The following is a 20,428-nucleotide window of genomic DNA, read 5'->3' as shown; positions in this document are numbered from 1 at the left end:
GATGTCCGCGTTCAAAGGCCAGACATGGTGGATTGTCGGTGCCAGCGAGGGGCTGGGCCGCGCCATGGCCGAAGCCCTGGATGAGGCCGGCGCGCGCCTTATCCTGTCGGCACGCAACGCAACGCGGCTCGATGTGCTGGCCGCGCGACTCAGCGACGCCAAATCCCTGCCCCTGGATGTCACAGATGCTGCCAGTGTGGCGGATGCGACCCAAGCGCTCGGCTCCATCGATGGCATCATCTATTGCGCCGGCGCCTATGACCCGCTCACCGCGCAGGAGTGGCGGCCGGACGCGGTTGAAACCATGTGCGAAGTCAACTTCATGGGCGCAATACGGGTGCTTGGGCGTATCGTGCCGGAGTTCTCCAAGCGTGATCGCGGCCATATCGTTCTGATCGGGTCTCTGGCTGGGTTCACCGGCTTGCCCGGCGCCATTGGCTATGGCGCGTCCAAGGCGGCATTGATGCATCTGGGCGAGAACCTGCAGGCAGATCTGCGCGGCACCGGCGTGCAAGTACAGGTCATAAACCCCGGTTTCATCCGCACCCGCCTAACCGACAAGAACCAGTTCAAGATGCCGCAAATCCTGGAGCCACAGGACGCCGCCCAACGCTGTTTGAGCGCAATGCGCGGTGGTCGGTTTTCAACCTCCTTCCCGGCGCCCTTTTCCTGGGTCTTCACCATCGGCCGCCTTTTGCCGCGGCGTCTGTTTCTCAAACTGATGTAAAGGCTGCCCATGTCCGCAGAGCATTCCCCGAAAGAGGTGGTTATCTTTGGCGCCAGCGGCGGTATCGGCTCCGCGTTGGTTCGCCATTATGCGGCCCTGCCGGGGGTAAAAACGGTCCACGCCGTCAGCCGCAGCGGCGCTTATGACGCGGGCGGCCGCGTTGTCGCGCAGGCCGCCGATATCACCGATGAAGACACCCTGTCCAATTTTGCAAAATCCACCCATGCGCCGGACCTGGTGATTGTCGCGACCGGCATCCTGTCGGACTCTGCAGGCCTGACGCCGGAGAAATCGCTCAAACAGCAAAACCTGCCAGCCTTTGAGCGTGTCTTTGCCGTCAACACCTTCGGCCCCGCCCTCGTCGCGAAACATCTGCTACCACGTATGCCGCGCGATCAGCGCGCGGTCTTTGCGGCGCTGTCGGCGCGGGTGGGCTCGATATCCGACAATGGCCTTGGCGGCTGGCATGCCTATCGGGCCTCTAAGACCGCGCTCAACATGCTATTGCGCAACTACGCCATCGAGATGGCCCGCACCCACCCCAACCTCGTCTGCGCGGGGCTGCATCCGGGCACTGTGGACACCGGGCTCTCCCGCCCGTTTAGCCGTGGCGTGCCGGAAGGCAAACTGTTCACCCCTGATTATGCGGCCTCCTGCCTTGCAGGGGTCATTCAAAACCTTGAACCCCAGCACAGCGGCAAGATTTTCGACTGGGCCGGTAAGATGATCCCTGCCTGAACCTTGCAGTCACTCCCCCCTTGCCCTGGCCTCCGAAGCGGTGCGACAGTAGGGGTGCCTTGGGAGGAACAGCACCTTGAAATCCGTTCGCCTACGCCTGTTGCTTCTGGCCCTTGTGCCGCTCAGCGTGTTGATGCCTCTGGTGTTGATCCTCGCGATGACCCGCTGGAACGCGGACTACGATGCGGTGCTGATCGCCAAGGTGGACAGCGATCTGCGCATCGCCGAACAGTACCTTGGTCACCTGCAGACCGGCAGTGCCAACGGGATGCTGAGCCTTGCCCAATCCACCGCGTTTGAAGCCGCTCTCAAGGAGGGCCCCGAGGCCGTCAGCCTTTTCCTCAACAGCCGCAGACAGCAGCTTCAGCTTGATTTTCTGGAATATCTGCCCCTTTCGGCCGTAAACGGCGCGCAAGGAAAATGGCCCGTGGTGCAAACAGCGGCGCGCGGTCAGCTTGCATCAGAGATCGACCTTTTCTCTGCTGCGGATCTGGCGCTTCTGTCCCCCGCCCTGCAGGAACGCGCCGTCATCCCGCTGATTGAGACCGAAGCTGCCGCCCCAACCCAGCGCAAGATCGAGGATCGCGGTATGGTGGTCCACACAGCCGCCCCGGTAATCATGGCCGGTCACAACGGCGTTTTGCGCGGGGGGCTGTTGCTCAACCGAAATCTTGATTTCATCGATACGCTCAATGCGCTGGTCTACCTCGGCGACGAAGAGGACGGGAATCGCCAGGGCACTGCCACGCTGTTCCTGGAGGACACGCGGGTTTCGACCAATGTGCGCCTATTCGAGGACGTGCGCGCCCTTGGCACGCGGGTGTCTGCGGCAGTGCGCAACGTGGTGCTTGAGGAGGGACGCACCTGGCTCAACCGCGCTTTTGTTGTGAATGATTGGTATATCTCGGGCTATCTGCCGCTGACCGACAGTTTCGGCTCCCGAGTCGGCATGCTCTATGTCGGTTTTCTTGAGGCGCCCTACAATACGGCAAAGACCGAAGCCTACTGGACCGTCGTAGGCCTGTTCCTCCTGGTCCTGGCGCTCTCTGCCCCGCTGTTCCTTTGGCTCGCCAAGGGCATTTTCGCCCCGCTCGAGCGGATGACACATACGATGAAGAAAGTAGAGCTTGGTGATCTGGCGGCCCGTAATGGCAATGTGGGCAGCCGGGATGAAATCGGCCAGGTTGCAGCGCACCTTGATACGCTACTCGATCAGATACAGGACCGCGATCAGAAACTGCGGAACTGGGCGGAGGAGTTGAACACACGCGTGGATCAGCGCACCGCCGAACTGAGGGATGCCAACCAGAAACTGGAAGAGACCTACAAACAACTGGTGATGAGCGAGAAACTCGCCTCCATCGGCGAGATCACCGCCGGGGTCGCCCATGAGATCAACAATCCCGTGGCGGTGATCCAGGGCAATGTGGACGTGATCCGGATGACCCTCGGTCCGGCTGCAGGCGAGGTGCAGACCGAACTCGACCTGATCGACAATCAGGTGATGCGGATCGGCGCCATCGTCGGAAAGCTCTTGCAGTTCGCGCGCCCCTCCGAATTCGGAACCTTCGAGGAAAGCGTCGAGATATCAAATGTTGTGACCGACTGCTTGGTGCTGGTCGATCATGTGATCGCCAAACATGGCATTACCGTCGAGGGCAATCTTGGGGCAGCTCCGCAGGTGAGGATCGATCCGGGCGAGCTGCAGCAGGTAATCATCAACCTGATCATCAATGCCGCGCAAGCCATGAAGGATAACGGCACCTTGACCCTGACCCTTGCTCCAAAAGACCGGGGCGGCACGCCTGGCGCCTGCCTCACGGTGGCCGACACCGGCCCGGGCATTCGCGCGGATCACCTCTCAGAGGTGTTCAATCCGTTCTTCACGACTAAGCCAGGCGAAGGCACCGGGCTGGGCCTGTCGATAAGCCAAACGCTGATCCAGAACGTGGGCGGCATCATCACCGCCCGAAACCGCCCCACTGGCGGCGCCTCGTTCTCCGTCTGGTTACCAGAGCGAAACGACTAGGACCGGGAAACGCGCCTTCTCTGCCTACGCGCTTCCTCGGATCGTCAGACACCCCAGGAAGCGCATTTGCGGTCGATGGTCTTGCGCGAAACACCAAGGCGGCGGGCCGCTTCGGCGCGGTTCCCATCGCAGGCGTCCAGCATGTGCATGATGTGACGCTGTGTGACCAGTTCCAGGCTCTCGATCGCCGCAGGGCCAATGACGGACCCCTTGCCGGAGAACTCCTCCGGAAACGCCCCAAGGATTACAGACCTTTCGATCAGATTGCGCAACTCCCGCACGTTCCCCGGCCACTCATATCGCGAGAATTTCAGCAGGGTTTCCTCGTCCAGCTCAAGCGCGGGCATGGCCAGCGTCGCGGAAAATTGCTCCATGAACAGCGCCGCCAGTTCCACGATATCCTCGATCCGCTCCCGCAGGGGGGGCATCTCAATCTTCACCACGTTGATCCGATGATAGAGATCCGAGCGGAACCGTCCCTCGGCCACTGCCTGTTCCAGATCGGCATTTGTCGCAAAGAGGAACCGCAGATTGAGCGGGATATCCCGCTCGGCACCCACTGGGCGCACGCGCTGGTCTTCAAGAACCCGCAGGAGCGCCGCCTGTACCTGATCGGGCATCTGAGCGACCTCATCAAGAAACAGCGTGCCGCCGTCAGCGTGCAGGAACAACCCGTCCCGGCGCCGATCCTGATCGTCCAGAACACCGAACAATTCATGCGCGATGCGATCCGGCGCGATGGCCGCGCAATTGACCGCCACGAACGGCTTTTCCGCCCGATCCGAAAGGGAATGCAGCGTGCGCGCTGCTATCTCCTTGCCGGTGCCGCTGGCGCCTGTGAACAAAACCGGTGTCGGCAGCGGAGCAAGGCGTGTCAGCATCTCGCGCGCCTTGGTGATGGCCGCCGACTTCCCCAGAAGCCGCCCGCGCGCAGCGGACCCTTCGACCGAGAGTTCATGCTTCAGAAGGTAGTTTTCCCGCCGAAGGTACTTCCGGTCCAGCGCCCGCGCCACCGAGTTCAGAATTTGATTGGCCCTGAAGGGTTTCAGCACGAAATCGGCCACCCCTGCCCTCAGCGCCAGGATCGCTGTTTCCAGGTCCGCATAGGCCGTTACCAGAATGGTGTCGGCAAACAGCCCCACACGGCGCTGTTCCTGCACCCATTCAAGACCGGTTTTTCCCGGCATAATATTGTCGAGGATCACCAGATCAAAATGCGCCTTGTCCAGAATTTCCGAGGCTTCGGCGGCAGAGCCCGCCTGCTCCACCCGTTTGCAACGCGGACTCAGGATCTTGGTCATGAAATTGCGCATGCCCGGCTCATCGTCGATCACCAGGATCGAGGCACCGGCAAGGTTCTCACCGTATTCATCGCGCGGGGCGGCAGAGATCACAGGCTGGTTCAATCCAGACGCACCGCTTGGCCTGCGAATTTCTCATCTGCGGCAAACCCGATCTGGTCCAAGGCCAGATCCGCCCCCACAGCAATCACGGCAATGGCCACAAAGCCCGCTATCATCGCTTTCATCCTGTCATTTCTCCGGTTGCGTTGCGTGTTTCAGAAAAGCCACCAGGTCCCTACGATCCTCGGCGGCGGTGATGCGCTGCATCGGCATCTTTGAGCCCGGAATATAGTGATCCGGCCCAAGATCGAACAGCGCGTCAATAGTCTCGTCATTCCAGATGATATCAGATCCATCCAGAACAGGCGAATAGCGGTACCCTGGCAGGCTACCCGCACGGCGCCCAAAGAGCGCATATAGCGTCGGTCCTGCCTTGCGGCTTTCGCCCTCGGTCAAGGCATGACAGATTGAGCATTTTCGCATGAACTGGCGCTCACCGTTTGGCATGCTGTCTGCAGGACGCAGGAAGCTGTGTTCCTGCCCCATGGCCGGATCAAACGTCCCCATCAGGGCCACCGGCCAGCCGTAGATCACATCATCAAGACCCCCGGCCCACACAATGTCACCATCAGGCGAAAAGGCGAGAGCCCAGATCGGCCCCTTGCGGGCCGCCCGAAAATCGCGCGCGATCCGCCATCTCTCACCGGTGTTCCCAGTGGCGATCATCATGATGTAGCCATGCCCATCTCCTACGGCGAGCTGTCCCGTCGCTGCATGATAGTCCATCGCCAGAACCGGGCGGCGATCAAGGGTGAAATCGGCAACCTCAGCCGCCGTCTCCAGATCGATCACTCGCGTTGCGCCATCGACGGCACCATAGGCCAGCCAGCCAGCCTCTGCGTCCACCACGAGGCGGTTGACGCTGAACCCCTGCTCGACCATGGGACGCGGCGCACTCTTCCCTGCAGGGTCAATTCCAAGAATCCGGCCATCCATCGTCGCGGCAAAGACCATGGATTCTCCCCCATAGGCCACATCGTTTACACCGCTCCCAAGGTCGATCATGCGTTGCAGGCTGCCAGTCTCAAGGGACCAGATTCCGACGCTGCCGTCCCAACTGGCCGAGGCAAGCATCTGCCCATCCGGCGAAACCGCAAGGCCGCGCACCTTGCCCTTATGCAGGCCCAGCACCTGCGAGGTTCCGTCCGGCATCCATAGGCGCAGCGCGAAATCATCGCCCCCGGTTACCAGTCGGCCTGCCCCGGCAAATGACACCGCCGTCACCGCCGCATCGTGCCCTTCGAGCCATTGCGGCAGGCGCCCGGCCCAAAGAGCTGCCGAATTGTCGAAACTGGCGCTGGCGACTTGGCCCGAGGGCGCCGCATCAAGGCCCATGATCGGTCCCCCGTGTCCTTTGAGCGTGGTGAACTCCTGCGCCGGAATCGATCCGGCGCAGACGCTTGCCACGAGACTCAAGGACGCAAGGAGGCGCATCTGCACGGTCCCTCTTGCCCGCCTATTCCGCTGGCGTCGCGCCCTTGGCGCTTGCTGCGGAGTTGGCCTTTTCTTTTTCCTGCAGCTCCTCCAGCCAGATGGAGTGGTGCTGATGGGCCCAGGCCTCGTCTACTTCGCCCGACCCCATGGCATCATAAGCGCCTTCCATACCAACCGAGCCGATGTAGATATGCGCAATGATGATCGCCATCAGAACGAAGGCCACGATCGAATGCCAGGCCTGCGCGAACTGCATCTCTTCCTGCGGAGACAGTTGCTCAGGCAACGTGCCAAGGCCGATCCACTGCGGAAGGCCGATGTCGTTCAGGATAGTGAATGTCTTGGCAAAGAGCGGCATCTCATAGGGGAACAGCAGAGACAGGCCAGAGACCGAGATGGAGGCTCCAAACAGGATCACCGACCAGAAGATCACCTTTTGCCCGGCGTTGAATTTCTTGGCAGGCGGGTGCTTGTTGCCAATGATGCCACCGAACTGACGAATCCAAACAAGATCGGTGCGGTTCGGGATATTGTGAACGACCCACATCACAAAGACGAGGACCAACGCCACCATGAAGGCCCAGGCGACCGAGTTGTGGAGCCATTTACCATAAATCAGCAGGAAGGAATTCACCTCCTTGCCAAGGTAGGGAGCGATAAAAGCGCGGCCAAAGAGGGTCAGAAGACCGGTGATGCCAAGAATGATAAAGGATCCTGCCAGGGTCCAGTGTGCCATGCGTTCGATGAATTTGAACCGGGTCACCGTGCGTCCGGTCATCTCACCATCCACAGGGATACGGCCGCGCAGGATGTAGAACACCAAGAGTGCGCCCAGAGTGCCCAAAAGGAGCCAACCGCCATACTGCCGCATCGGGCCCTCCCGGAAGCTCAACCAGGGCATGCCGCCGTCCTGAACCAGAACGCTGGCCACTTCGCCGCCGGATGATACGGTGATCTCAGCCGATCCATACCGGATCTGGCGCCAGACCTCTGCATCCGACGTACCGCCCAGGGTGCCAAGCTGTTCTGTCAGGCCAGCGGCGCCGTCGGGGTTGCCCGTGGCGTTCCTGCGGAAGGAGTCGTCCAGTTTCTCGCCTCTCTGACGGGCAAGGATATCCTCAAGCGTCTGCGCGCCGCCAGTGGCACTGCGGTCCACTTCGGCCGGCGCTGCCGTGTCCTGTGCCTGCACCGCGCCGACCACCAGCGCCAGATGCAGAGCAAATGCGAAAACCATGCGCAGCATGAGCCACACTCCTTCGAGTCTGTCATACGTACGGACAGGTGCCGTACGGGTTTGTTGTATTTGAAACAAATAGGGCAGGATGGCCCGCTGTCCGCAGGCCATCCGAAATTTACCCTGAAAAGGCCGGATTAACCGCCCTTTTGCTCGTAGGCGGTGCCCCAGCCCCATGCGCCGGAGCCGAAGCCCCGCGCCACGACGCGTTCACGGTAGACCGCCGACACGACGTCGCCGTCCCCGGCCAGAAGCGCCTTGGTCGAGCACATTTCGGCGCAGATGGGCAGTTTGCCCTCGGCGATCCGGTTACGGCCGTACTTGGAGAACTCCGCGTTGGAGTGGGTCTCCTCCGGGCCACCGGCGCAGAAGGTGCATTTGTCCATCTTGCCGCGGCTGCCAAAGTTGCCTGCCTGCGGGAACTGCGGCGCGCCGAACGGGCACGCATAGAAGCAGTAGCCACAACCAATGCAGAGGTCCTTGGAGTGCAGAACCACCCCTTCCTCGTTCTGGTAGAAGCAGTCAACCGGACAAACGGCCATACAGGGCGCGTCCGAACAGTGCATACAGGCGACCGAGATCGACCGCTCGCCGGGCTTACCATCGTTGATAGTGACAACACGGCGACGGTTGATGCCCCAGGGCACCTCATGCTCGTTCTTACAGGCGGTTACGCAGGCGTTGCATTCAATACAGCGCTCGGCGTCGCAGAGAAACTTTGCTCTTGCTGCCATTGTCTCTTCTCCTCCTTACGCTGGCATGATTTTGCAGAGAGTCGCTTTGGTCTCCTGCATTTGGGTCACACTGTCATACCCGTAGGTCTGTGCCGTGTTGGTGCTTTCGCCCAGCACATATGGATCAGCACCATCGGGGTATTTGTGTCGCTGGTCTTCGCCCTGGAAGTGACCGCCAAAGTGGAACGGCATGAAGGCAACGCCTTCGCCGACCCGTTCGGTGACCATAGCCATGACCTTGACCTTGCCGCCCTCCGGGCCTTCGACCCAGCACTGCTCGCCGTCCCGAACACCAAGGTTGTTGGCATCGCGCGGGTTGATTTCGACGAACATGTCCTGCTGCAGTTCAGCCAGCCACGGGTTCGAACGGGTCTCGTCGCCGCCACCCTCGTATTCGACCAGACGGCCGGAGGTGAGGATGATCGGGTACTCCTGCGAGACATCCTTCTTCTGGATCGAAGCATACATCGTCGGCAGACGATAGAACTTGCGATCTTCGTAGGTCGGATAGTCCGCAACCAGATCCCGGCGATTGGTATAGAGCGGCTCGCGGTGCAGCGGCACCGGATCCGGGAAGGTCCACACGACCGCACGCGCTTTGGCGTTGCCGAAGGGCGCACATTCGTGCTTGATCGCAACCCGCTGGATGCCGCCTGACAGGTCGGTTTTCCAGTTGGTCTTGGGACCGGCCACCGCGTCGATTGCGGCACGCTCTTCGTCGGTCAGGTCACCATCCCAGCCCAGGTCCATCAGCATCTGCATGGTGAACTCAGGATAGCCATCCTGAATTTCGGACCCCGCAGAATAGACGCCCTCTGCCAGAAGGTTGTCGCCGTCCCGCTCCACGCCGAAACGGGCACGGAAGGTGAGACCACCCTCGGAGACCGGCTTGGACATGTCGTAAAGGTTCGGCGTACCCGGATGGTTCATCTCGGGCGTACCCCAGCACGGCCAGGGCATACCGTAGTAATCCCCATCGGCAGGACCACCAATCGCCTTGAGCGTGGTACGGTCAAAGGTGTGCTGGTTGGCCATGTGCTTTTTGATCCGCTCCGGGCTTTGACCGGTGTAGCCGACCGTCCACATGCCGCGGTTGAACTCGCGGGTCACGCTTTCGATGTTGGGCGTTTCGGCATCTTCCATCTCGATATTCCGGAAGAGGCGATCGGCCCAGCCGAACTTGTTCGCGAACTTTGCGATGATCACGTGATCGGGCAGGCTTTCGAACAGCGGATCAACCACCTTGTCGCGCCACTGGATCGAGCGGTTCGACGCGGTGACAGAGCCACGGGTTTCGAACTGGGTACAGGCCGGCAGCAGGTAGACACCATCGGTGCGGTCATGCAGCACGGCGGAAACGGTGGGATACGGGTCGACCACGACCAGCATGTCCAGCTTCTCCATCGCCGTCTTCATTTCCGTCATCCGGGTCTGCGAGTTGGGCGCGTGGCCCCACAGAACCATGGCGCGAACATTGTTCGGCTGGTCCATGTTGTCCGCATCTTCCAAGATACCGTCGATCCAGCGGCTGACCGGGATACCCGTCAGGTTCTGCAGGCTCTTGTCCTTGCCGTCAGCACCTTTCAGCGTGTCGAACTGTCCAGCAAGCCATTCCGGATCTTCGCCCCAAACGCGCGCCCAGTGACCCCATGCGCCCTTGGACAGGCCATAGTAGCCGGGCAGCGTGTGCGACAGAACGCCAAGGTCGGTTGCACCCTGCACGTTGTCGTGGCCGCGGAAGATGTTCGTACCACCACCCGAGGTGCCCATGTTGCCCAGCGCCAGCTGCAGCACACAGTATGCACGGGTGTTGTTGTTGCCGTTGGTGTGCTGGGTGCCGCCCATGCACCAGATCACGGTGCCGGGACGGTTGTTGGCCATGGTGCGAGCCACACGGCGCAGCTGCTCGCCGGGGGTTCCGGTGACGCGCTCAACCTCTTCGGGGTTCCACTTGGCCACTTCGGCCTTGATCTGGTCCATGCCCCAGACACGGGTGCGGATGAACTCTTTGTCTTCCCAACCGTTTTCAAAGATGTGCCACAGGATACCCCATACCAGTGCAACGTCGGTGCCCGGACGGAAGCGCACATATTCGTCGGCATGAGCCGCGGTGCGGGTGAAACGCGGATCGCAGACAATCAGCGGCGCGTTGTTCTGCTCCTTGGCCTTCAGGACGTGCAACAGCGAGACGGGGTGCGCCTCGGCCGGGTTGCCACCGATGATAAAGATCGCCTTGGACTTGTGGATATCGTTGTAGCTGTTGGTCATGGCGCCGTAGCCCCATGTGTTCGCAACACCTGCAACGGTGGTGGAGTGACAGATCCGTGCCTGGTGGTCCACGTTGTTCGTGCCCCAATAGGCGGCGAACTTGCGGAACAGGTAGGCCTGTTCGTTGTTGTGCTTGGCCGAGCCGAGCCAGTAGACGCTGTCAGGTCCGCTCTCTTCGCGGATCTGCATCATCCCGTCGCCGATCTCGTTGATCGCCTGATCCCAGGAGATGCGCTTCCACTCGCCACCCTCTTTTTTCATCGGGTACTTGAGGCGGCGCTCACCATGGGCGTGCTCACGCACGGATGCACCCTTGGCGCAATGGGCGCCGAGGTTGAACGGGCTGTCCCAGCCGGGTTCCTGCCCGACCCAGACGCCGTTCTGGACCTCTGCCACGACGGTACAACCGACCGAGCAGTGGGTGCAGACGGATTTTACGGTTTCAACAGCGCCCGCTGCCGCGGTGGCCGCATTGGCCTGGGTCACCGACCCGCCGGTGGCGCTGATGGCAGCCAGGCCGCCAATGGCCAGGCCAGAGCCACGCAGAAACGCGCGGCGGTCGACGGATGTTTCGCCGACTTTGGACAGGATACTGGTCCGCTGGGGGCGTCTCGCAACCCCGTTGGTCTTTTTCCTAAGCATTTAGAACCTCCCTTGCTTGCTCCCTCCCCGGAAGCGCGCTGGGTTGACGACAATACCTCAGGCGGTCGGGCGTCACGCAACCAGTTGCCTTTGGTCAGTAAGGTGCGATCGGTGCGTTAGAACCGGACGCTTTCGTAGTAGGCGCGGGTGTGCGCGGTATCCTGCATCGTCTCCTTTGCAAGATCAGGTTCAGCGGCCTTTACCGCGCCCCCTGTCGTCGCAACAGCCACTGCCGCGAGCGGCGCCGTGGTTGCGGCGATCTTCAGAAAGTCGCGGCGGCTGGATGCTGCCTCTGCTTTCTTGGTCATGTGAGTCTCTCCTCCTTGGTGATCGCTCACGTTTTGGGGCGGGCTCAGCCGCCCCGGTTTATGCGGATTGCTCCGCGCTCATCCGGAAGGCCTCGGCCTCAATCTCCATGAATACCCGGCCGACAGCGCCGACCGAGGCATAAAGAACCGAGTTCTTGGCCTTCTCGAGATCCGAAAAGAAGTGACCGGCCCAGGGGCCGATATGGGTGTTGAAGAATGTCTTCTGGTCCGCAAGGCTGGCAGGCGCGCCAAAGCGACCCGCGATCAGTGCCCCCATCATCTCCATCAGGGACGCGATGTTGTCCTCGGGTTCATAGACATTCGCCGCGCGCGTCATGCCGCGCGCTGCCATGTCCCGGCGCAGCTGCGCCAGCGGCTTTTCATTCAGGAAACCGGTCAGATAGTAGCTGGCATAGGGCAACAGCTCACCCCGCCCCAGTCCGATGAACAGCTTGTTGAACTCCCGCTCTACGGCAGCAGGCTTGGAAAGCTTTGCGATCTTGGCCAGCGCATTGATCGCCACGCCCAGATCGGTGTCATCCCCTTCAAGGCCTGCGGTCTGCGCGAGCAGAAACTCATCCGGCGGCGCGGCCAGGATCAGCCCCAGAAAATTATAGAGATCCGCGCGCAGGCGATCCTCTTCGCTTACCAGCGGCGCTGAGGTGTCAGCGGTGGCTGTCATGATGTGCTCCTTGTTCATGCCGTCTCCCGCGCCTCTGGGCGATCCTGATCAAAGGAAAACCGCATCCGGCGCGGCAGGATGTCCACAGGGTCAGTATCACCGGCTTCGGTTGCCCTGTCACCCCCTAGGGTTGTAAGGTGTTCAGCGCTGGCAGATTGATCTGCTGCGGGGGTCGCTGCGGCTTCGGCCTGAGTACCCGGTTGATCCGAACCAGGTTCAGCCGTTTGCACATCCTCCGGGGCAAGCGCGATGTCTGCCTCCGTGTCTTCCGGCGCATCGGCCACCTGCTGGGCCTTCTCCTTTTCAGCAGCCTGCCGGGCCAGTTCCTCGACATGTTTGGTCATGCCCTTACCGACCTGATACGCGGTCTGCATGCCTTCGACGACCATGGCGCTGTCAGTGAAATCCTCTCCGTAATCCACCAGACCATCCACGTTCGCCAGAACGGGGTTGAGCCGCCAGAGGCGGCGCAGGGCGCGGGTGCGAATACGCGCCGGGACCACATCGCGCAGGAACACCTTGAAATCATCGCCCTCTTCCAGCGTGTCGGGATCGGGCAGCTCCAGCTCGGCCAGGATCTCTTCGTCGGTCTTTTCCTCAAGCGCCTGTTCACGCTCGGCCGCTTCTGCGGCGGCTTCGGCGCGTCTTTCCGCCTCTGCCTCAGCCTGAACTGCAGCCTTTCGGCGGGCCCAGAAATCACGGGTCATTGCAGGCGCCCCTTCTTGACCAGAGCGGGCGAGCGATAGACGTCGGTCATCTGCGCGATCCGCGGATCGCCAATCCCGTCCTCTGCCTCACCCACGGTGCGCTTGTCGCGGCGGCGTTTCTTGAATTCCTCTTCCTTGAAATGGGCAAGCGTGAACTCCCGGACCCATGCCACAAGTCCCGAGGGCATCGGCACCCGCTCAACCAGATCCTCACCGTTGTCGGCGTAGTCCTGCGCCTCGAACGGAGAGGCCGTCACCAGCGTCACCTCAAGCGGGCGATCTGCGTCATCGCTGTCGCGCATGATCACGTAGACGCAGGGCGGCTCGGCGGTCAGGCCCTGCATGTAGGCTTCGGCCTCGGCGCGGTGCAGCTCAAGTGGCAATGTCGCGGCGTGGAACTCGCTGGCGCCCTCCTCCTCGCGCAGGAGCTGCCAGTCCGCAGGGCCTGCGGCTGGCAAAACGGCAGAAACCTTCCACGACCACCTTGCCCAACGGGTCACCCCGGGGGTTCGGCGAATGACGATGCCCAGCGGCATGACGTCGGTCTTGTCCAAAGTCTGGCTCACGGTTGGCTTGATCCTGGCTTTCCCTGCGTCACCAGAACTTGCCGTACTTTCACACCACCGTGAAAGCCTGCTGATTGCCAGCAAGGCAAAAATCGCCAAAGCCGGACAAATTGGACCACACCCAAGGCCACACAATGTCGCCGTGGTCGAATTGTCTATGTCGACAAAATTAATCGGAATACCGCCGTACACCGAATTGCACGAATCACTTTGCCGACTCGCGCCTTTTCGAGCCCGCGCTCTGCGCCGCAAACAGGTTTACGCCGCTTTCGAATCATGCCTAATCTGTGGGCCAAACAGCGGAAATCCGCCCAATATGCCAGCCCTTACGCAAGCGAGGAAATCATGTCTAAGCAGTTGATTTTGTGTGACTGTTCTGGATCGCAAAAGATCGATTCCGAGGGGCTGTCGCGCACCACCGGATTGACCTGTTCCAAGGTGCACTCTGCCCTCTGCACCCGACAGACAGACAGCGCAGCTGCCGCGATCGCAACCGGCGAAGCAGTAATTTGCTGCACCCAGGAACAGCGCCTATTTGAGGAGATCGCCGGTGAGATCGAGGCCCCTGTACCCGCCTTCCTGGACCTTCGGGATCGGGCCGGCTGGACAGCAGACAAGGGCGATCTGCTACCCAAAATGTCCGCATTGGTGGCCGAGGCCGCAGTAGACCGTTCGGCGGCCAAGACCGTTGATGTGATCTCCGAAGGTCTGTGCCTCATCGTCGGCGCGGCTGAAGTTGCCCTTCCAGCCGCCGATCGCTTGCAGAATACGCTCGGGGTCACGGTCCTTCTGACCGATGAAGGCGAGGCCCCGGTGACCCGCTCTTATGATGTGGTGCGCGGGCGCCTGCGTCAGGCCAAGGGCGCGCTCGGTCAATTTCAGGTCACCATCGATGCGCTGCAACAGCTCGACGTTACCGGCCGTGAATGGAACTGGAGCGACGCACGTGACGGCGGGCGCTCTGAGTGCGACATCATTCTGGACCTGACAGGCGGCACGCCCCTGTTTCCCGCCCACGAAAAGCGCGAAGGATACCTGCGCGCCGATCCAAAGGGCGTGCAGGCCGTTGCCGATGCGGTGCTCGAAGCGAGTCAACTGATCGGCACCTTCGAAAAGCCGCTCTACGTGCGCACGGAACCGCTGCTCTGCGCCCACTCCCGCGCTGGCAAGACCGGTTGCACCAACTGCCTAGATGTTTGCCCCACAGGCGCCATAATATCGAATGGTGATCACGTCAGCATAGATCCGATGGTCTGCGCCGGATGCGGCGCCTGTGCCTCGCTCTGCCCGTCCGGGTCGATCACCTATGATGCACCGCCCACCGAAACCCTCATGCGCCGTATCCAAACCCTCGCCAAAGCCTACATCGAGGCGGGTGGAGAGGCCCCGCGCCTGCTTGTGGTCAATGCCCACGGCGCCGAGATGATCCGCTTGGCCGCACGCTTTGGCCGGGGCCTGCCCGCCGATGTGCTGCCGCTGGAGGTCGAGGCACTGAATACATTCGGCCATGCCGAAATCCTCGCCGCCCTGGCGGCCGGTTTCGCCCAGGTCTCTGTCGTGCTGTCGCCAAAGGCAGACCGCGACGTGCAAGAGCGGGAGCTTGCGCTGGCCTGCGCCATCGCGGGAGACAAGGCCGAGCTCCTTGATCTCGCGGACCCGGATGCGCTGAGCGATGCGCTTTATGATGCAGAGGTCTCGGCAGCGATTGCAGAGCCGATGCGCCCGATGGGCACCCGCCGCCAGATCACCCGTCAGGCCGCTCGCGCACTGGCACCGGAGGCAGAGGTTCTCCCCCTGCCAGAGGATGCCCCCTATGGCGCGGTGCTGGTTGATACAGACAGCTGCACCCTCTGCCTGTCCTGCGTGTCCCTATGCCCATCCGGCGCGCTTGGCGATAATTCGGACCTGCCGCAGCTGCGCTTTCAGGAAGACGCCTGCCTGCAATGCGGCCTTTGCGCCAATGTCTGCCCCGAGCAGGCCATCTCTTACGAGCCGCGCCTGAACCTGCAGCCCGAAGCCCTGTCCCAGGTGGTGCTACACGAGGAAGAGCCCTTTGCTTGCGTCGAATGCGGCAGCCTGTTCGGAGTGAAGTCCACCATCGAACGGATCACCGAGAAGCTGGCCGGCAAGCATTCGATGTTCGGCACGTCAGATGCGGCGCGGATGATCCAGATGTGCGACGATTGCCGTGTGAATGCGCAGTTCCATCAGGAAAACAACCCGTTTGCGGGCGCAGATCGCCCGGCTGTGCGCACCACTGCCGACTACCTCAGCAAGCGCCGCGATCACTGATGCTGCAGCGGCGCGCCCAGATCGGCCGGCTCAAGGATAGCCACATAGGCGAGGATCGCCTCCAGATCGTCCAGAGTCATGGTGACCGGCACGATGGGAGATGGGCGGTCGTCGGGGAAGGGCGGTGTCACATCGGCGACCTGGGTAAAGGACGGATGCGGGTTCAGCGCATAAAAGGCCTGAAACCTGTAGTCCCAGTCCGGCAGGGTGCGCAGCACGAAGAAGGATGGCGTCGAGCCGATGTCGTTGAGGTGCATGTCATCGGCAACCGCATGACAGCGCCCGCACATGGTGCGCGACAGGCTTTCTCCGAGCTCCGCGTCGCCCTCGAACAGGATCTCTTCCACCTCGGCCACCTGCACCTCCGGCAGAGTGAACATCTGCACCCCGTCCGGCGCGTATGCGGTGATGGTGCGCGCGCCGATGTCGGAGCCAAGCCAGTCCACAAAGCGCCTTGTACCGGGGTGCGCCTCGTCCAGGACCTCAAGGTGCCACAGATCAGTGCTGCCCTGGAACACCGGCCTTCTACCTGCGCCCCCATCTGCAGTAAGCGCCGCCTCGGCGACGGCGCCAGGCGCAACAAGCTGAACCCGGACCTGCGTTTTCAGGGAAAACCTGGGCAAAAGGTACTTCAGAAAACCCGTCTCGACCAAGCTCTCGGGCACCGCCAAGCGCACCACGCGATCTTCGGCGCGTACCGGACTGGCCGTCATGACGCAGGCAATCAAAAAAGCCATAGCTACAGCGACAATCCGACGTGCCGCAGGGCTGAACGAAATCGCCGCTGCACGACACCAGCGGATCGGATAGAGAAAAATCAAACGAGCCATTCGAAATGCTAGGAAGCAACCTACATCTTCGTCAAGTGTTCCGTCAGAATACGACCAATGACCATACCAAAGGAGTAGACCGGCGTGTCCCTCACCCGTGAAACTGTCCTCGAGGCACTGAAGACCATCACCGACCCCGTCAGCGGCAGCGATATCGTCGCCGCGGGAATTGTACGCGCGCTCAATATCGAAGGGGGAGAGGTCCGCTTTGTGCTGGAGATCGACCCGGCCCGTGCCAAGACCTATGAACCCATCCGCGATGAGGCAGAGGCCAAGGTCACGGCCCTGCCCGGGGTCGAAAAGATTTCGGCCCTTTTGACCGCCCATTCGGACAAGGCGCCGCCGGATCTGAAGCCCAAGAAACCCGCGCAGCCCCAGGGCCCGCAGAAGATCCCCGGTGTGGACCGCATCCTTGCTGTTGCCTCGGGCAAGGGCGGCGTGGGCAAATCCACCGTTTCGGCCAACCTCGCCTGCGCGCTGGCCGCCGAAGGGCGCCGGGTGGGTCTGCTGGATGCGGACGTCTATGGCCCCTCGCAGCCGAGGATGCTTGGCGTCTCGGGCCGCCCCGCCAGCCCCGATGGCAAGACTATCCTGCCCATGCGCAACCACGGCGTGACCATGATGTCCATCGGCCTCATGACCAACGAAGATCAGGCTGTGGTGTGGCGCGGCCCGATGCTGATGGGCGCGCTGCAGCAGATGATGATGCAGGTGCAATGGGGCGCTCTGGACGTTCTGATCGTGGACCTGCCGCCCGGCACCGGTGATGTGCAGATGACCCTTGCGCAAAAGGCCCATGTGGACGGCGCCATCGTCGTCTCCACCCCGCAGGACGTTGCCCTGATCGATGCACGCAAGGGTATCGACATGTTCAAGCAGCTGCATGTGCCGATCGTCGGGCTGATCGAGAACATGTCTACCCACATCTGCTCCAACTGCGGCCACGAGGAACACATCTTTGGCCACGGAGGCGTCGCGGCGGAGGCGAAAAAGCTGAACGTACCGCTGCTTTCGGAAATCCCGCTGCATCTGGACGTGCGCCTGGCCGCCGATGGCGGTGCACCAGTGGTGGTCAGCAAGCCCGACAGCCCGCAAGCAAAGGCCTTTCAGGATGTCGCCAAGGGCCTGATTGAGCGGGGCGCCGCATGACCGAGACGGCCCTCGCACTCTCCTTTCCGCCGCTGATGTCGGGCGAGGCCGTAACCGGCCTTGAGGATCCGTTCGAGACCGCCTGCAAGCGGGCGGTCTTGGGCTGTGATGCGGGGCTCGTGGTCTACAACCTTGCCCCGGACACAGTGCGCGCCGCGCTGGTCTTTGCGCCAGAGGTGCCGCTGGCGCAGGCCATGGCCATGCTACCTACCTGCGGCGTGGGCTTTCAGAACGCCCTTGGCGCGCTGGCACCGCCCGAGGTCGCCGTGCATCTGGAATGGAACGGCGCGATCCGCACCAATGGCGCCCGCTGCGGCACCCTGCGCGCCGCAGCCAGCACGGCGGATCCCGCCGAGGTGCCGGACTGGCTGGTGATCGGGCTGGAATTGCCGCTCTGGCCCGCGGACGGGGATGGCGGCGACAGCCCCGATCAGACCGCGCTGTACGCCGAAGGCTGCGCCGATGTAGAGGCCCCTGCCCTGATTGAGAGCTGGGCGCGCCACTGCCTGCATTGGATCAACCGCTGGGAAGAAGAAGGCGCCAAGCATCTACATGCGGACTGGCGCGAGCTGGCCCATGGAATTGGCGAGCCGGTACAAGAGGGCGGTCTCAGCGGCACCTTCCTCGGCATCGATGAAGCCTTCGGCATGCTTTTGCGCGACGACGAAACCACACACCTCATCCCCCTGACAGAGCTTCTGGAGACCCCGTGATGCACCTGGCCCGCGCCATCCATTTCGACGAGAGCGATCAAAACGTCTTTGCAAGCCCGGCCCGCACCGGTGAGTGGTGCATTTCGGGAGGCTTTGAGTTCTCCAACTGGGGTGAGGCGGATCTGACCGGCAAGCAGCGGCAGGCCTTTGCCAACGGCTGGATGGGGCTGGAGACCGGCGGGCGGGTGACCTTTGTCGCCGTGACCAAGATCGAAGAGAGCGAGCTAGAGACGCTGACCGACCTTCTGGCGCATCATTTCGTGACCTACTACGGCGCGCCCGATGTGGCAGCCGCCCGACCTGTGGCTGCCGAAGAGATCGCCCATATGGCCGAGCTCTGCGCCGATCACGCGCCCAACACGCTGCTGACGGTGATGCGAGAGCTGACCGAGGCTGGCGTGCGCGAAAGCTACCGGATGATCGAGGCACAATCGGCGGGCCTGGAGCAATTCGCCATCCACGGCGACATGGACAGCTGAGGCGGGGGCTCTCCCGCCCGTCGCCGGATCATGGGCATGATCCGCTCCCGTTGGGCCTGGCGCCGCTATCGCGGCGCTGACGGTGCCTCACGCCAGCAACAATGCCATCTCTCAGCTTGTCTATATTTTGGTTAGGGGCAGCTAGATACAGGTCAAACCTGAGAGCGCCCGCGATTTGAGTATTGTTTTCCCCTCGGCAATCCAAACGATGCTTAGGTTGCGCCCACAAATGAAAAACACCGGACTCATCGTATCGACAAAGGCTCCGGTCGCATGTTCAGCCGGGTCAAAACCAAGTTCATCTGCCAGCCTCAAATATTCTTTCTCCCTGCAGTCCAGATACCCCCCAACCTGACCGGCCTCGAAGTTGCAGTCTAGAAACCGGGACATCGCGTATTCGGGAGAGGCGTTAAGATCATGGATTTCGGCAATCCAAAATCCCTGCCTTTCCAGCAACCAAACCAGACGGTCCTCGGAGCCCGCTATCTGAGCGACATGCTCCATTGTCCAGGAGAACACAGGTGCGGGCATGAAGAAATAGACGATGCGTGTTTCAACAAGGATGACCCAAAGCCCGGCAACAGCCAAGGCTGCAGCCACGATACGGCGTGTCGGTCTGCGGGGTCTTGTCATTCCTAGAGAATGAGGTGGTGTTGATACCCTGCCTAGGTGCGGGAAACCGGACTTCTACAAATAATCCTTCATGTCGTGTGCCAACCCGCGCTCAAACCCGGCAAAACACTTTGCGACCTCCCCCACGCGGAAGTGCGCGCCCCGCGCCGCGTCAGCGGCGCCAGGCCCAACCGGGGCGGCCCTTCTCGTAGAAGGGCCAGACACGGGCGGGAGCAGCCCCGCCCTTCCACAATCAGGTGTATTTCTCGAGGAACTCTTCGGCCCGCAGCGCGCGGAAATCTGGTAGGGCGGCGCGTAGTTTCGCGTTGTCCCAGTCCCACCAGGCGAGATCCATCATCGCCTCGGCCACCGGTTCAGGATAGCGGCGGCGGATCAAGCGGGCCGTGTTGCCGCCAACGATGGTATAGGGAGCAACATCCTTGGTCACGACGCTCCCCGAGGCCACAACCGCGCCATGGCCGATGGTGACCTCGGGCTTAATCATCGCGCCGTGGCCGATCCAGGTGTCGTGTCCGACATAGGCCGTGCGGCTGGCGCGGCGGGCGAACCAGTCGGCGTCAGCTTCGGCATCGTCCCAGTAGTCGGCAGACCGATAGAGGAAGTGATGCAGGGAGGCCTTCTCCATCGGGTGATCGGTCGCCCCGATGCGGGTGAAGCTGGCGATATTGGCGAATTTGCCCACCTCGGCATTGGCGATGTCGCAGGTGCGGTCGCAATAGCTGTAGTCGCCAAAGCGGCTGTTTGCGATGCGGCTGCCTGCGCCGATCTCCACATAGGCGCCGAAATGGCTGCCGGTGATCTGGCAATCGGGGTGGATGAAGGGCTGATCTGCCTGGAGGCGGGCCATACTCGGGTCTTTC

General features: G+C 61.9%; 20 protein-coding genes. 7 read left to right on the top strand and 13 right to left on the bottom strand.

Going from position 1 to position 20,428, the window contains the following annotated elements:
- Position 1: 1 nt before the first annotated feature.
- The 3 genes from INS80_RS10855 (at position 2) to INS80_RS10845 (ending at position 3,494) form a co-directional block, all read left to right on the top strand.
- Complete coding sequence (locus tag INS80_RS10855; protein ID WP_192965653.1) at positions 2 to 727, top strand: SDR family NAD(P)-dependent oxidoreductase; 726 nt, start codon at positions 2 to 4, stop codon at positions 725 to 727.
- A 9-nt stretch (positions 728 to 736) separates the two neighbouring features.
- Positions 737 to 1,465 (top strand): SDR family NAD(P)-dependent oxidoreductase, encoded by a 729-nt coding sequence (locus INS80_RS10850; protein ID WP_192965652.1) that lies wholly within the window; start codon positions 737 to 739, stop codon positions 1,463 to 1,465.
- Between the two features lie 76 nt (positions 1,466 to 1,541).
- A complete protein-coding gene (locus INS80_RS10845; protein WP_192965651.1) occupies positions 1,542 to 3,494 on the top strand; it encodes a sensor histidine kinase in 1,953 nt (650 codons plus the stop codon).
- 44 nt (positions 3,495 to 3,538) lie between these two features.
- On the opposite strand, the gene INS80_RS10840 is transcribed toward INS80_RS10845, so the two are convergent.
- The 10 genes from INS80_RS10840 to INS80_RS10800 form a co-directional block, all read right to left on the bottom strand.
- Complete coding sequence (locus INS80_RS10840) at positions 3,539 to 4,888, bottom strand: sigma-54-dependent transcriptional regulator (protein ID WP_192967254.1); 1,350 nt, start codon at positions 4,886 to 4,888, stop codon at positions 3,539 to 3,541.
- 8 nt (positions 4,889 to 4,896) lie between these two features.
- A complete protein-coding gene (locus INS80_RS19400; RefSeq protein ID WP_255430526.1) occupies positions 4,897 to 5,022 on the bottom strand; it encodes a hypothetical protein in 126 nt (41 codons plus the stop codon).
- A 4-nt stretch (positions 5,023 to 5,026) separates the two neighbouring features.
- Positions 5,027 to 6,331, bottom strand: a complete 1,305-nt coding sequence (locus INS80_RS10835) for a c-type cytochrome (RefSeq protein WP_192965650.1) — start codon at positions 6,329 to 6,331, stop codon at positions 5,027 to 5,029.
- 22 nt (positions 6,332 to 6,353) lie between these two features.
- Complete coding sequence (locus INS80_RS10830) at positions 6,354 to 7,574, bottom strand: formate dehydrogenase subunit gamma (protein ID WP_192965649.1); 1,221 nt, start codon at positions 7,572 to 7,574, stop codon at positions 6,354 to 6,356.
- A 128-nt stretch (positions 7,575 to 7,702) separates the two neighbouring features.
- Positions 7,703 to 8,299 (bottom strand): formate dehydrogenase FDH3 subunit beta, encoded by a 597-nt coding sequence (fdh3B, locus tag INS80_RS10825; RefSeq protein ID WP_192965648.1) that lies wholly within the window; start codon positions 8,297 to 8,299, stop codon positions 7,703 to 7,705.
- A 15-nt stretch (positions 8,300 to 8,314) separates the two neighbouring features.
- The gene (locus tag INS80_RS10820; RefSeq protein WP_192965647.1) at positions 8,315 to 11,209 is read right to left on the bottom strand and encodes a formate dehydrogenase subunit alpha; all 2,895 of its coding nucleotides are present in this window, start codon (positions 11,207 to 11,209) and stop codon (positions 8,315 to 8,317) included.
- A gap of 116 nt (positions 11,210 to 11,325) precedes the next feature.
- Positions 11,326 to 11,517, bottom strand: coding sequence for a twin-arginine translocation pathway signal protein (locus tag INS80_RS10815; protein ID WP_192965646.1), 192 nt, complete (start codon positions 11,515 to 11,517; stop codon positions 11,326 to 11,328).
- 58 nt (positions 11,518 to 11,575) lie between these two features.
- Positions 11,576 to 12,199, bottom strand: coding sequence for a TorD/DmsD family molecular chaperone (locus INS80_RS10810; protein ID WP_226892600.1), 624 nt, complete (start codon positions 12,197 to 12,199; stop codon positions 11,576 to 11,578).
- 14 nt (positions 12,200 to 12,213) lie between these two features.
- Positions 12,214 to 12,906 (bottom strand): DUF3306 domain-containing protein, encoded by a 693-nt coding sequence (locus INS80_RS10805; RefSeq protein ID WP_192965644.1) that lies wholly within the window; start codon positions 12,904 to 12,906, stop codon positions 12,214 to 12,216.
- Positions 12,903 to 13,442, bottom strand: coding sequence for a DUF3305 domain-containing protein (locus INS80_RS10800; RefSeq protein WP_192967253.1), 540 nt, complete (start codon positions 13,440 to 13,442; stop codon positions 12,903 to 12,905). The genes INS80_RS10805 and INS80_RS10800 overlap by 4 nt, the downstream gene beginning before the upstream one ends.
- A 375-nt stretch (positions 13,443 to 13,817) precedes the next feature.
- Between INS80_RS10800 and INS80_RS10795 the strand changes: the two genes are divergently transcribed.
- Entirely contained in the window at positions 13,818 to 15,764 is a 1,947-nt protein-coding gene (locus INS80_RS10795) for a 4Fe-4S binding protein (protein ID WP_192965643.1), read from the top strand.
- On the opposite strand, the gene INS80_RS10790 is transcribed toward INS80_RS10795, so the two are convergent.
- Complete coding sequence (locus INS80_RS10790; protein WP_226892599.1) at positions 15,758 to 16,594, bottom strand: hypothetical protein; 837 nt, start codon at positions 16,592 to 16,594, stop codon at positions 15,758 to 15,760. The two genes, INS80_RS10795 and INS80_RS10790, sit on opposite strands and share 7 nt — an antisense overlap.
- Before the next feature lie 84 nt (positions 16,595 to 16,678).
- Here INS80_RS10790 and apbC point away from each other — a divergent pair, with 84 nt between their 5' ends.
- The 3 genes from apbC to INS80_RS10775 are packed head-to-tail and all read left to right on the top strand — an operon-like array spanning position 16,679 to position 18,935.
- Positions 16,679 to 17,743, top strand: a complete 1,065-nt coding sequence (gene apbC, locus INS80_RS10785) for an iron-sulfur cluster carrier protein ApbC (protein ID WP_192965642.1) — start codon at positions 16,679 to 16,681, stop codon at positions 17,741 to 17,743.
- On the top strand, positions 17,740 to 18,456 hold the full coding sequence (locus tag INS80_RS10780) for a biotin/lipoate--protein ligase family protein (protein ID WP_192965641.1): 717 nt from the start codon (positions 17,740 to 17,742) through the stop codon (positions 18,454 to 18,456). Before apbC ends, INS80_RS10780 begins: the two co-directional genes overlap by 4 nt.
- Positions 18,456 to 18,935: a DUF6505 family protein gene (locus tag INS80_RS10775; protein WP_192965640.1), complete on the top strand. Its 480-nt coding sequence runs from the start codon at positions 18,456 to 18,458 to the stop codon at positions 18,933 to 18,935. The genes INS80_RS10780 and INS80_RS10775 overlap by 1 nt, the downstream gene beginning before the upstream one ends.
- Positions 18,936 to 19,076: 141 nt before the next feature.
- On the opposite strand, the gene INS80_RS10770 is transcribed toward INS80_RS10775, so the two are convergent.
- A complete protein-coding gene (locus tag INS80_RS10770) occupies positions 19,077 to 19,535 on the bottom strand; it encodes a hypothetical protein (protein WP_192965639.1) in 459 nt (152 codons plus the stop codon).
- Positions 19,536 to 19,800: 265 nt separating this feature from the next.
- Positions 19,801 to 20,415: an LbetaH domain-containing protein gene (locus tag INS80_RS10765; protein ID WP_192965638.1), complete on the bottom strand. Its 615-nt coding sequence runs from the start codon at positions 20,413 to 20,415 to the stop codon at positions 19,801 to 19,803.
- Between the last annotated feature and the right edge of the window lie 13 nt (positions 20,416 to 20,428).

Source organism: Phycobacter azelaicus (assembly GCF_014884385.1).
Classification (GTDB): Bacteria; Pseudomonadota; Alphaproteobacteria; order Rhodobacterales; family Rhodobacteraceae; genus Phycobacter; species Phycobacter azelaicus.
This window is presented reverse-complemented; position numbering and strand designations above follow the sequence as displayed.

What these genes read in the sequence shown, in the direction of transcription:
- INS80_RS10855 (WP_192965653.1), top strand. Translation starts at nt 2, where the DNA reads ATGTCCGCGTTCAAAGGCCAGACATGGTGGATTGTCGGTGCCAGCGAG.
- INS80_RS10850 (WP_192965652.1), top strand. Translation starts at nt 737, where the DNA reads ATGTCCGCAGAGCATTCCCCGAAAGAGGTGGTTATCTTTGGCGCCAGC.
- INS80_RS19400 (WP_255430526.1), bottom strand. Translation starts at nt 5,022, where the DNA reads ATGAAAGCGATGATAGCGGGCTTTGTGGCCATTGCCGTGATTGCTGTG.
- INS80_RS10835 (WP_192965650.1), bottom strand. Translation starts at nt 6,331, where the DNA reads ATGCGCCTCCTTGCGTCCTTGAGTCTCGTGGCAAGCGTCTGCGCCGGA.
- INS80_RS10830 (WP_192965649.1), bottom strand. Translation starts at nt 7,574, where the DNA reads ATGCTGCGCATGGTTTTCGCATTTGCTCTGCATCTGGCGCTGGTGGTC.
- fdh3B (WP_192965648.1), bottom strand. Translation starts at nt 8,299, where the DNA reads ATGGCAGCAAGAGCAAAGTTTCTCTGCGACGCCGAGCGCTGTATTGAA.
- INS80_RS10820 (WP_192965647.1), bottom strand. Translation starts at nt 11,209, where the DNA reads ATGCTTAGGAAAAAGACCAACGGGGTTGCGAGACGCCCCCAGCGGACC.
- INS80_RS10815 (WP_192965646.1), bottom strand. Translation starts at nt 11,517, where the DNA reads ATGACCAAGAAAGCAGAGGCAGCATCCAGCCGCCGCGACTTTCTGAAG.
- INS80_RS10810 (WP_226892600.1), bottom strand. Translation starts at nt 12,199, where the DNA reads ATGACAGCCACCGCTGACACCTCAGCGCCGCTGGTAAGCGAAGAGGAT.
- INS80_RS10805 (WP_192965644.1), bottom strand. Translation starts at nt 12,906, where the DNA reads ATGACCCGTGATTTCTGGGCCCGCCGAAAGGCTGCAGTTCAGGCTGAG.
- INS80_RS10800 (WP_192967253.1), bottom strand. Translation starts at nt 13,442, where the DNA reads ATGCCGCTGGGCATCGTCATTCGCCGAACCCCCGGGGTGACCCGTTGG.
- INS80_RS10795 (WP_192965643.1), top strand. Translation starts at nt 13,818, where the DNA reads ATGTCTAAGCAGTTGATTTTGTGTGACTGTTCTGGATCGCAAAAGATC.
- INS80_RS10790 (WP_226892599.1), bottom strand. Translation starts at nt 16,594, where the DNA reads ATGGCTCGTTTGATTTTTCTCTATCCGATCCGCTGGTGTCGTGCAGCG.
- INS80_RS10780 (WP_192965641.1), top strand. Translation starts at nt 17,740, where the DNA reads ATGACCGAGACGGCCCTCGCACTCTCCTTTCCGCCGCTGATGTCGGGC.
- INS80_RS10775 (WP_192965640.1), top strand. Translation starts at nt 18,456, where the DNA reads ATGCACCTGGCCCGCGCCATCCATTTCGACGAGAGCGATCAAAACGTC.
- INS80_RS10765 (WP_192965638.1), bottom strand. Translation starts at nt 20,415, where the DNA reads ATGGCCCGCCTCCAGGCAGATCAGCCCTTCATCCACCCCGATTGCCAG.